Source organism: Luteolibacter sp. (assembly GCF_039920825.1).
Lineage (GTDB): Bacteria > Verrucomicrobiota > Verrucomicrobiia > Verrucomicrobiales > Akkermansiaceae > Luteolibacter.
Map to the genome: position 1 here is coordinate 57,530 of NZ_JBDSCX010000046.1, position 10,666 is coordinate 68,195.

The 10,666-nt window shown below is 57.5% G+C and carries 14 protein-coding genes; 5 read left to right on the forward strand and 9 right to left on the reverse strand.

What is annotated here, in order from left to right; all coding sequences use genetic code 11:
* The first annotated feature begins 115 nt into the window (after nt 1-115).
* Entirely contained in the window at nt 116-427 is a 312-nt protein-coding gene (locus ABIQ96_RS15085; protein WP_348215440.1) for a hypothetical protein, read from the forward strand.
* Between the two features lie 207 nt (nt 428-634).
* Here ABIQ96_RS15085 and ABIQ96_RS15090 read toward each other — a convergent pair whose 3' ends face one another.
* The gene (locus ABIQ96_RS15090) at nt 635-1,087 is read right to left on the reverse strand and encodes a DUF5069 domain-containing protein (protein ID WP_348215441.1); all 453 of its coding nucleotides are present in this window, start codon (nt 1,085-1,087) and stop codon (nt 635-637) included.
* Between ABIQ96_RS15090 and ABIQ96_RS15095 the strand changes: the two genes are divergently transcribed.
* From ABIQ96_RS15095 to ABIQ96_RS15110, 4 genes are all read left to right on the forward strand, one after another.
* Nucleotides 1,086-1,817 carry a TetR/AcrR family transcriptional regulator gene (locus ABIQ96_RS15095; protein ID WP_348215442.1) on the forward strand — a complete coding sequence of 244 codons (732 nt, stop codon included), beginning with the start codon at nt 1,086-1,088 and terminating at the stop codon, nt 1,815-1,817. The genes ABIQ96_RS15090 and ABIQ96_RS15095 overlap by 2 nt on opposite strands.
* Before the next feature lie 440 nt (nt 1,818-2,257).
* Nucleotides 2,258-3,172: a PEP-CTERM sorting domain-containing protein gene (locus ABIQ96_RS15100; RefSeq protein ID WP_348215443.1), complete on the forward strand. Its 915-nt coding sequence runs from the start codon at nt 2,258-2,260 to the stop codon at nt 3,170-3,172.
* Nucleotides 3,173-3,341: 169 nt separating this feature from the next.
* Entirely contained in the window at nt 3,342-3,557 is a 216-nt protein-coding gene (locus tag ABIQ96_RS15105) for a hypothetical protein (protein ID WP_348215444.1), read from the forward strand.
* Nucleotides 3,545-4,195 (forward strand): hypothetical protein, encoded by a 651-nt coding sequence (locus ABIQ96_RS15110; RefSeq protein WP_348215445.1) that lies wholly within the window; start codon nt 3,545-3,547, stop codon nt 4,193-4,195. Before ABIQ96_RS15105 ends, ABIQ96_RS15110 begins: the two co-directional genes overlap by 13 nt.
* Before the next feature lie 76 nt (nt 4,196-4,271).
* Here ABIQ96_RS15110 and ABIQ96_RS15115 read toward each other — a convergent pair whose 3' ends face one another.
* The 8 genes from ABIQ96_RS15115 to ABIQ96_RS15150 form a co-directional block, all read right to left on the reverse strand.
* Nucleotides 4,272-4,931, reverse strand: a complete 660-nt coding sequence (locus tag ABIQ96_RS15115) for an HAD family hydrolase (protein ID WP_348215446.1) — start codon at nt 4,929-4,931, stop codon at nt 4,272-4,274.
* A gap of 47 nt (nt 4,932-4,978) precedes the next feature.
* A complete protein-coding gene (infC, locus tag ABIQ96_RS15120; RefSeq protein ID WP_348215447.1) occupies nt 4,979-5,635 on the reverse strand; it encodes a translation initiation factor IF-3 in 657 nt (218 codons plus the stop codon).
* 382 nt (nt 5,636-6,017) lie between these two features.
* Nucleotides 6,018-6,326, reverse strand: coding sequence for a type II toxin-antitoxin system RelE/ParE family toxin (locus tag ABIQ96_RS15125; RefSeq protein WP_348215448.1), 309 nt, complete (start codon nt 6,324-6,326; stop codon nt 6,018-6,020).
* Nucleotides 6,323-6,547, reverse strand: a complete 225-nt coding sequence (locus ABIQ96_RS15130) for an addiction module protein (RefSeq protein ID WP_348215449.1) — start codon at nt 6,545-6,547, stop codon at nt 6,323-6,325. Before ABIQ96_RS15130 ends, ABIQ96_RS15125 begins: the two co-directional genes overlap by 4 nt.
* Before the next feature lie 52 nt (nt 6,548-6,599).
* Nucleotides 6,600-8,474: a threonine--tRNA ligase gene (gene thrS / locus ABIQ96_RS15135; RefSeq protein ID WP_348215450.1), complete on the reverse strand. Its 1,875-nt coding sequence runs from the start codon at nt 8,472-8,474 to the stop codon at nt 6,600-6,602.
* A gap of 127 nt (nt 8,475-8,601) precedes the next feature.
* Nucleotides 8,602-9,918 (reverse strand): bifunctional UDP-3-O-[3-hydroxymyristoyl] N-acetylglucosamine deacetylase/3-hydroxyacyl-ACP dehydratase, encoded by a 1,317-nt coding sequence (locus ABIQ96_RS15140; RefSeq protein WP_348215451.1) that lies wholly within the window; start codon nt 9,916-9,918, stop codon nt 8,602-8,604.
* An 83-nt stretch (nt 9,919-10,001) separates the two neighbouring features.
* Entirely contained in the window at nt 10,002-10,409 is a 408-nt protein-coding gene (locus ABIQ96_RS15145) for a type II toxin-antitoxin system VapC family toxin (protein WP_348215452.1), read from the reverse strand.
* Complete coding sequence (locus tag ABIQ96_RS15150; RefSeq protein ID WP_348215453.1) at nt 10,406-10,633, reverse strand: type II toxin-antitoxin system Phd/YefM family antitoxin; 228 nt, start codon at nt 10,631-10,633, stop codon at nt 10,406-10,408. Before ABIQ96_RS15150 ends, ABIQ96_RS15145 begins: the two co-directional genes overlap by 4 nt.
* Between the last annotated feature and the right edge of the window lie 33 nt (nt 10,634-10,666).

Sequence of the window (10,666 nt, forward strand, 5' to 3'; positions counted from 1 at the left end):
TTTCTGAGTTTTCACTTCATTCTCCCTGGGAGAACTCCTGAGCATCACTCTTCCAACCGCGGTCGATTTTTTTCACTTTCGAAACTCGAATAGGAATTCAATGCTCCGCTCCCCGATGAAATCCTCCCTTGCCGTTCTGTTTGCCTTTTCTGCCGTAACGATCGCCATCTGCCAAGCGGCCGCCGTGCGCCTGAGCTGGACCGGCCAAGGGCTTGCGGGCGATGTGCGTTACGGGGTCCACTCGATCATTCCCGGGGAGAGCGGATCATCGGAAACATTCCCGCAATCCCTGTTGTCCAGCAGCATGGAGGTTCATGATGGATCGATCTACTCCATGGACGAGGACTTTACCAACCGGGTTTCGCGGGTTTACAGGACCGATATCCAGAGTGGTTCCAGAACGCATGACAGAGGGACAGGCCTTTAGTCTTTGGCCTTTAGTCATAGCGGAGTAGATGGGTGGCGGAAGTTTCGTGTGGCAGGAAATGAGAATGAAATTTCCCAATTCCCGGCTACGAGGAATTTCTTCGGGAATCAATTCCAGACTGCCGCCACCCACCGTCGTTTCCTTCGGCAAACCAAGCTCACCACCGCCCGAATGCCGCAGCTTCGGACACAACCGTCCTGGGCCGAATCATGGTCTGCCACCAAAGCTGACATAATCGTCCGCCTCGATGTACTCGAACCAAGTCTGGATGTCCGCGCGGTGGGCGATTTTTGCCGCAGTAACCAGCTCATTAAAAAACGCGCGCCATTCATTGTCCGAGGGAACGGCCTGATTGACGGAGGCGGTCCACAGGGCGATTTCCCAGCCCATGTGTTGATTCGGCGCGTTTGCGGTGATCCACGCGAGCGCTTCCGTATCACTGAGCCCCTTCGCGATTTCAGCCTTCAGCGTCTCTGGATCGATTCCTGTGAACTGGAAGAAGCGCTGGTCCGTCGGGCAGGCGTAATGGTATTCGCCCTTCTTGCCTGCAAGCGTGGCGCGGCACTTGTCGAGCATGCGGGGCAGGATGGCGTAGCCGCCGAGCTGGGCGCGGGGACTGCGGGGCGGATAGGCGGCGAGATCAGGGGCGGAATAGTTCATGATTTTGATGTTCTGGTGGCGGCGGTCGAATGTCGCCGGGCAGATAGATACAGATCTGTCTACATTGCGTCAACAAGGAAGCAGACAAATCTGTCTTGTCGGCCTGCGGATGCGCGGTAAAATCCCAGCGATGAGTCACACCCCCTCGAAAAAGATCGCAACAGGCTCTGGCGCCCTTTCTCCACGGGACCGCGTATTGCAGACCGCGTCGAGCCTCTTTTACAAACATGGCGTCCACTCCGTGGGTATCGATCGCATCATCGCTGAAAGCAAAGTGGCGAAGATGACCTTCTACCGCCACTTCCCATCCAAGGCGTGCCTCATCGCCGCATACCTGGCTGCGAAGGAGGAAACATGGCTGCAGCTCGTCGGACGATTCACGGGCGACACCTCGCAGCCGGCGCTCGAACGATTGCTCGCGCTGTTCGATGCGCTCGATCTCGCGATCACCGATCCGGATTTCCACGGCTGCCCCTTCATCAAGTCTCTTGCGGAATTCGGTCCCGAACGCGACGAGCCCGAAGTCCACGCCCACATCGGCAGACACTTTGCATCAATCGAGAAGCTGGTGAACCAGTTGCTCGGTCAAATCGCGCCCGGGGACGCAAAGAACCTTGTGCTTCCCATCCTTTCCCTCATCCACGGCACCATCGTGGTCGCGCAGACCGCGGGTGGTGTGGAGGCAGCTCGCCACAACAAGGAACTCGCCCGAAAAATTCTGTCTCGTTGAACATTGGACCAAGGAACTTGGTTCGGACCCAGAGATCCCGTGCGGCGAAATACAGCCTCAAGGGCGCGGGCGATCCCGGTTTTCCTGAATCCGGGCTTCCTGGCGGTTGCGGCGACATTGTTCCAAGGCTTCTTCCGCAGTGACCTCACGGTTGTTTTTCGGAATCATGTTCTGACTTTAAAAGGGTCTAGCGATAATCGAAGGGGTCAGTCGAAGGGGGCAGTTACTAACATCGAAGGGGGCAGTCCCGACTAACAAGCGTTGAACCGATCAAAGCCTGAAAGACGAGCGCCGAGAATCCAAGGAAAGCGGCTTCCCTTCATGGATTTCTGAATTTTCACTTCATTCTCCCTGCGAGAACTCCCGAGCCTCACTCTTCCAACCGCTGTAGATTTTTTCACTTTCGAAACTCGAAAGGGAATTCAATGCTCCGCTCCCCGATGAAATCCTCCCTTGCCGTCCTGTTTGCCTTTTCTATCGTAACGATCGCCATCTGCCAGGCGGCCGCCGTGCGCCTGAGCTGGACCGGCCAGGGGCTTCCCGGCGATGTGCGTTACGGTGTCCACTCGATCATTCCCGGGGAGAGCGGATCATCGGAAACATTCCCGCAATCCCTGTTGTCCAGCAGCATGGAGGTTCATGATGGATCGATCTACTCCATCGACGAGGACTTTACCAACCGGGTTTCGCGGGTTTACAGGACCGATCTCCAGAGTGGTTCCAGAACGAAGTTGTATGAAATCAACCACGCGACCAGCGCCGGGGAATTCGCAGTCACGGACAATTACATTTATGTGAGCGACTCCTTCTACGACACGATCTGGCGGACCGATCTGAATGGTGGCAACCTGGAAACGGTTTACAGCCTGACTCCGCTAACGGCCCCTTCTCCCGTCTATCTGGCTGCCAACGAACAGCAGTTGTTCTGGACCCAGCTCGACGTGAACTCCAATGGCCGCGGGTCCATCTGGAGCCTCAATCAATCCAATCCCGCCACGCCCACGCTGCTACTGGGCGGGCTGAACCAGCCGCGCCACATCTCCGTCAATTCCTCCAGCCTTTTCTGGTTCGATAACATCGATCACAAAATCTACAGCATGAACCAGGACGGGACGAACCGCCAGACCCTCGTCTCTTCCGTCGGGACGCAGGGGATGGCGGTCGATGATGACTCCCTTTACTGGAGCGAGAACGCCAGGATCATGCGGTATGATCTCTCCAATGGCCAGATCGAGACGTTCCTGAATCTCCAAGGGGACGTTTACAAGGTGTTCCTCGATCAGATCCCGGAACCGGGCACCTGGCTGCTGGCGGCAGCCGGCGCGGGGTTGATGGTGCTGAGGAGAAGGCGGTGATTGGTGCCAGTCCTCGGATGGCAACATCGAGAGGGCGAAAATAGCCGCGACAGTCACGTTTTTGGGCCGCCATGACAAGGGGGATGCCTGAGAGGAGAGCTAAGATCGAATTCCCGTCCGCCTCATTCGCTCTTTTCAATCCGATGGCAGCGGTGCTAGTTTTCCCCGCATGGAGGAGGTGCCTGTCATTGAAACCGAGTGGGGCAGCGAACTGCACCGCAGGCTGATTGCGGAAAAGGCACGGCTCCGCATGGAATGGCGTGAATCTCCCGGTGCCCTTGAAGATGTCAGGCAGATGGCCATCGCGCCTCCCTTGCAGTGGGACGGAATCGCAGTGCCTGCCAAGAGCACGAGGAAAACGCCCATCTATCTATGGACAAGATAGTCTCGCTGTCGGATTTCTCCGTCGTGGTGAGGCAACTTGCGGACGGTTCCGAGTCCGACTTCGTGGTCATCGGTGGATTGGCGGTGGGAGCTTGGGCGCAGTATTTTGGAATCCCGACGGATGGTCCCATTTTCAGCAAGGACATCGACCTGCGCGGAGGTCGGCTTCTCGCACAGGCCTTCGGACAAGGGATGCGTTTGCAAGGGTGTCAACTGAAAGGCTTCGTGACGGCCACCAGGAACGAGCCGCCGGGGCTGGGTAAAAATTATGTCATTCCGCTGGTTCTGCCCGATGGCAGGGAGACGGTAATCGAAGTCCTTGAGGCGATGCCTTGGGTGGATGACGGGCCGGATCGTCCCTATGGCTTCGGAGTGATCATCGACGGCATTCCGCTGTTGGATCCGTTGTCATTGTTTATCGGCAAACTCCATGCCTGGCACCCCGGGGATCTTCCCGAGGTGGCAAACAACGACCGGATTCATCTGGAACTGCTGGCAAAAATCATCCCGGCATTTTCCTCGGAGGCGGAACAGCGCGGCCTTGACATTTCCGAGCGTAAGAATGCCTTGAAGGCGATTCTGGACGCACACAAAACTCCTGTTGATACTGAAACTGCCGCTGCGTTTTTCGATCCGTGAGCAGTGGAAATGGAATTTCCGGATAAGGAAAACGATCAGTGAGGAAATCCAGCTACGTTAGAGCCGATACACTGATTCAAATCCAAGCCAACGCCTGATCCAGCGATTCCACTACATGATCCGCACCGTGTATTTTCAACTCTTCGGCGGAAAAACGGCCGGTGGAAACCGCCAGGCAGCGGGCACCGATGGCATGGGCGCAGGCGATGTCCTTCGGCGTGTCGCCGATGACGAGCGTCTCGGCCGCTGTGAATTTCCGGCCCGCGTGGGCGGCGGCGCGTTCGAGCGCGACCGGTCCTAACAAATTTCGGTCCGCATGGTCGCAACCGTATGCCCCGAACGGAAAATGCGCTGCCAGTCCGTAGTGGCGCATCTTGCGGGCGGCACCGCCGGCGGTGTTGCCGGTTAGGAGTCCGACGGTCGCTCCGGGACGGTTTGCCAGCTCTGATAGAATTTCCGGCACTCCGTCGAACACGCGGCCGGGAAATCCGCCGTGAGCCAGATTCCACTCCAGCCGGGCGTGGTAAATCTCAAAATACGCATCGATGCGTTCCTGAGTCGGCTCGATTTCGAAGTGGGCGTGGATGTTCGCAATGATGCCGAGATCCGTGCTGCCCGCGAGATCGAGTTCCGGACCTTCGTGGCCGAACACCTCGCGCGTCGCTTCGTTCAAAGCCGTCATTCCCGCGCCACCGGTGTCCACCAGCGTGCCGTCGATATCGAAGAGATAGAGCATAAAAAAACGTGGCGGTGGAAATGATCCACCGCCACGGATTATTGAAATCAGGCTTTCGGCGACTCTTCTTCCTCCGCCGCGGGGATTTCATCCGGGACTTCGTCGGGCACTTCGTCCGGGATGTCCTCGTCGATGACTTCCTCGTCCTCGAAGTCGTCTTCTTCCATCAGCTCGCCGTGGAAGAGGTGGAACTTCCGCTTGCGCTGGTGGGCGGGAAGGGGAGAGAGGATCATGGCAACGGCGCGGCCGTTCAGGCGCGGAGCCTGGTCCACCTGGGCCATGGTCTTAAGGTCCTCGATGATGCGGTTGAGGACTACGAAACCGAGGTCCTTGTGGGCGTTTTCACGACCGCGGAACTGTAGGACGAAGCGGCACTTGTGATTTCCCTCAAGGAAACCTTCAGCACGGCCGAGCTTGATGTTGTAGTCGTGGGTGCCGGTGCCGACGCGGAATTTGACTTCCTTCATGCGGGTGGCGCTCTTCGACTTCTGCTTTTTCAGCTTCGCTTGCTCGTACTTGTATTTCCCGTAATCGACGATCTTGCAGACCGGCGGGTCCACTTGGCCGGCGATCTCGACGAGGTCGAGTCCGAGCGATTGGGCTTTTGCGAGCGCCTCGCGGGAACTCATGACGCCGAGTTGCTCGCCATTGGCGAGAACGACACGAACTTTCGGGGCACGGATGCGGTCGTTGATCCGCGTCATATCGCGGAAACGACCCCTATTTTGGTCTCTTTGTGGCTTAGCGATGGCTTTGTCCTCCAGTGGGTAGATGCGACACACCGGTGCACGGACGGACAAGGCCGCCGCACGAAATCGGTGCGAAGAGGGGTGCGGAACGATGGACCAAACGCCGGATCATAGATCGGAGACAGCGGGGCCGGACCGATCGAGAGGATCGGTTTTGAGAGTCATCATGTATCGTTCCAAGAAAATCATTGGGCGGCGGATGCCGGAATCAGGAGCGTTCGGACTGCCGAAACCTAAGGTTTTCGGCAACAACTGAACGTCTAAGGCGATTTAATAGGCAAGTGATCGGATTTCGGCAAGCCTGATTTTTCCTGCGTTCGGTGGCTGGGACAGAGATTCATCTCCGCTTTTCAAGAATGCCTTTTGCGAAGTCCGGGTTCCGTGCCGCATGAACCGCCAGCGTTACGATCCACATCTCGTCATGCAGCCGGAAATAAACCGAATAAGGAAAGGGCCTGATGATGATTTTGCGGAAATCCTGGTAGGCCATCCGGTAGGATTCTCCGTTCTTTTCGATTTTAGGGAGACTGGTGTAAAAGGTATTGATAAACCTATCCCCGAGACCGGGATGTCCTTCCCGGTCGTACCAAGCGGCGGCTTCCGCAAGATCCATCAGGACGGCCGGAAGGATCCGGATGTCTCTCATGCGCGCATCGCATCGAGCTTTTCCTTGAACTGCTCGGGAGTTAGTGCCGAGGAAGGATTTTCAAGATAGTCCGTCCAGCGCTGATCCAGCAGTTCCTTTTCTTTCTCTGAAACTTCCATGGCTTCGAGATCTGGAGCCACTGATTTCCAGATTTCGTCCACCAACTCCAGTTTTTCCCGGATAGAAAGTGCCTGAACCTGAGGAAATCCTGTCAGTGTCATGATGGGGAAGTTACCATCAAACACCGACAGGCCAAGTCCACAGTTCGCAAATTCAGAGACTCCGCTCCGCGATCTCCGATTTCACTTTGGCAACGAAATCCTCCAGCGACATGGTCGTGAGTTCTTCCGTGTCGCGGCGGCGGATGGAAACGGTGCCTTCGTCCACTTCCTTCTGACCGAGCACGATCATGTAAGGAATGCGGTCGAGACGGGCGAGGCGGATCTTCGCTCCGACCTTGTCCGGTGTGCGGTCGATGGTGACACGGATTCCGGCATCCGCTAGTTTCGCGGTCGCGGCTTCTGCGGCTTCGAGAGTCTTCTCGGAAATCGGAATGACGCGGACTTGCTCGGGTGCGAGCCAGGTCGGGAATTTTCCTTCGAAATGCTCGATCAGCAGGCCGGTGAAGCGCTCCAGCGAACCGAACGGCGCGCGGTGGATCATCACGGGAACGTGTTGGGCGTTATCCGCACCGACGTAGCTGAGGCCGAAACGAACGGGCAGATTGTAGTCCACCTGCACCGTGCCGAGCTGCCAATCACGGCCGATGACGTCCTTCACCACGAAGTCGATCTTCGGGCCGTAGAAAGCGGCTTCGCCGAGTTCTTCCGTGTAGTCCACGCCGAGCGTTTGCACGGCCTGGCGCAGCGCGGCTTCGGCTTTGTCCCAGTTTTCCGGATCGCCGACATACTTGTCCGAATCCGGATCCCGGAGCGAAAGTCGCACGCGGTAATCGTGCATGCCGAGCGTCTTGAGGACTTTTTTCACCAACTCAAGGCAGCCGGTGACTTCTTCCGCCACCTGATCCGGCGTGCAGAAAAGGTGCGCGTCGTCCTGCGTGAAACCACGGACGCGGGTCATGCCGCCGAGCTCGCCGGATTGCTCCCAGCGATAGACGGTGCCGAACTCCGCCAGTCTAACCGGAAGGTCGCGGTAGGAGTGGTGATCGCTCGCGTAGATCTTGATGTGATGCGGGCAGTTCATCGGCTTGAGCAGATAGCCTTCGTAGGTGCCATCTGATAGTCCATTGATGAGCGTGGCGCAGGTCGCGTCCTCGTCGGCGAGTTTTTCCAACACATCGCGCTCGGCGATGGCCGGATACTGGCTTTCCTGATAGTAGGGGAAATGCCCGGACGTTCGATAGAGATCGAGCTTGCCGATGTGCGGCGTGAAGACCTGCGAGTAACCCTGTTTGTCGAGTTCCTGGGTGATGAATTCCTGCAACGAACGACGGACCAGAGCGCCCTTCGGTTTCCAAAGAACCAGTCCCTGACCGACCATTTCATCGATGTGGAAAAGTCCGAGCTCGCGGCCGAGCTTCCGGTGGTCGCGCTTCTTCGCTTCCTCCAAACGATTGAGGTGCGTTTCCAACTCCTCCTTGTTTTCAAACGCCGTGCCGTAAAGCCGTTGAAGGCTGCCCTTCGATTCATCGCCCAGATAGAACGACGCCGACACCGACATCAGTTTCACGTTCTTGCACTTCGACGTGTAGCCGACGTGAGGCCCCGCACAGAGGTCGATGAAGTCACCGTTCTGGAAACAGGAAATCTGTTCGCCTTCCGGAATCTTATCGATGAGGTCGAGCTTGAAGCGCGACGGATTGCCCGGGCGCTCCGTGAGTCCGCCGAGGCGGCCGCTTTCCGCCATCGCCTTTGCTTCCTCGCGGGAAATCGCCTTGTATTCGAATTTCTGGTTTTCCTTCGAGATCTTCTTCATCTCCGCCTCGATCTTCTCGAAATCATCCGGCGTGACCCGATGCTTCATCTCGAAGTCATAATAGAAACCGGCCTCAATCGGCGGGCCGTAAGCGAACTGCGCGTCCGGCCAAATCCGCAGGATGGCGGTGGCCATCACGTGGGCGGAGGAGTGGCGGACCCGTTCCAGGTCGGTCATTTGGGCGCGTTCGTCGAGAGTCTTGCGTTCGGACATGGGAGAAGTTGATGGTTGAGAGTGGATGGTTGATAGTAAAAAGGACGATGACGAGAGGTGGGGCGAGAGGCGAATGACGGCGAGGTTTCTTCCTCTTTCCATCAACTCTCAACCATCAACCTCTTCCTCACCGATCCATCAGCGCGAACTTGAGTTCCGCTTCGGAAACGACCTCGCCATTGACGAGGCAGCGGCAGCGGGTCTGGCCGATGGCACCGCGCATCTTGACGATTTCGGTTTCGATGAAAAGCGTGTCGCCGGGGAAAACCGGACGCCGCCATTTCACGCTGTCCGCGCTCATGAAGTAGCCGATTTTTCCCGCGTTTTCCGGCTTGCGGAGCATCAGCACCGAGGAAACCTGCGCCATCGCTTCAAGCTGCAATACGCCAGGCATGATCGGGTGTCCCGGGAAGTGCCCGGCGAAATAAGGCTCGTTGATCGTGATGTTTTTCATCCCGGTGCACTTGCTGTCGCCCAGGCAATCGACAATGCGGTCCACCATCAGCATCGGATAGCGGTGCGGCAGGATTTTCAACACCTCGTTGATGTCCAAAACGCTTTCACCATTCGGGATCAAAATCGGAGCCGGCACCATCGAACGCATCCGGGCGTACTCGGTTTTCAGCTTGGATGCCATCATCGTGTTAGGTCCGTGGCCGGGCTTCACCGCGATGACATGGCCGAAAATGCGGACGCCGGAGAGCATCAGATCGCCGATGAGATCGAGCGCCTTGTGGCGGGCGAATTCATTGTGAAACCGCATCGATTCCTTCGACATGATTTCATTTCCACGGATCACCACCGCGCTCTCTAACGAACCGCCCTTGATCAGGCCCTTTTCCAACAGCGGCTTCACGTCCTCGTAGTAAACAAACGTCCGCGCGGAGCAGATTTCCTTTTCGTAGAGCTCCGGAGTCACCTCGCTGGAGAAATACTGCGTGAAGCGTCCTTCCGGGCCGACGTTGGTCACGGAAACCTTGAACGTCTTGCACGGGACGATGGTGATGATCGTGCCATCGCCCGTTTCCAAATGAATCGGCTCGCGGATTTCCCACACCTTGCGCGGGCTCTTCTGCGCCAGCGTCCCGACCTTCTTGATCATTTCCACGAACGGCCGCGACGAACCGTCGCCGATCGGCGGCTCGTTGGCGTCCATTTCGATCAGGCAATTGTCGACTCCCATCCCCGCCAGGGCGGAAATGACGTGTTCGACGGTGTGAACCTTGACCGATCCCTCTGCCAGCGTCGTCGCACGCTCCACCGTCTGCACCTTGGCCACGTCGGCATTGATGAACGGTTGGTCTGGCAAATCGATGCGGCGGAATTTGAACCCGTGGTCTTCCGGAGCTGGCTTTAGCGTGAGCGTGACCTTCTCTCCCGTGTGGAGCGAAGTGCCTTCAAGGGTGGCGGAACCGGCGAGAGTGTGTTGAACGGCTGCGGACATGGAGGCGCAGGTTTTAGTTTTACCCGGAAAGTATCAAGCCGGAATGGTGAGGTGCCGAAAACCCATGAAAACCCCGCCGCCAGCTAAGGTTTCCAAAGAGACACCAATCTCGAATTCCGGATTTTCCGGTCTTTGGTCGCCAATGGATGTTTCAGGAAACGCGCTGTCGCCACGATCAACCGGTCGGCAGGATCCCGATGGAAGCTTGCCGGAAGCCGGTTCATTTCCGCCACGATCCCGGGAGTGATCGGCTGCATCCTGACGGTCGATGGTGACGCCGCGACCCGCAGCCATTCTTCCACGGTCACATCGATTTCGACCCGTCCCATGTCCACGAGAGTGGCAAATTCCCACAAGCTGATGTCACAGAGCATCGGCCGCATGGTTGCTGGCAGCGCGTCCAGCGCATCCCGTTCCGCGCGGCTCAGGCTCGGATCGCCCAGCATCCACCAGATCCAGATGTGGGTATCCAGAATGGGTGGCAAATTCATTTCAACGCGTCGATTTCAGTTTCCTTCAAAACCGGCTCAAACGGATCGCCAACCATCCGGCCCCGGCCGCGCAGGGCCAGCCAGGGTTGCGCTTCCTTCTCCGCCACCACCCGCGCCACCGGCTTGCCACGCTTTGAAATGATGAGGTCCTCTCCGGTTCGTTGGACCTCGTCCAGCAACTGGAGACACTTCGCCTTGAATTCGGTGGCGCTGATGGTTCTCATCTGACCAGATTAAATGACCAGTCAGATGATTCA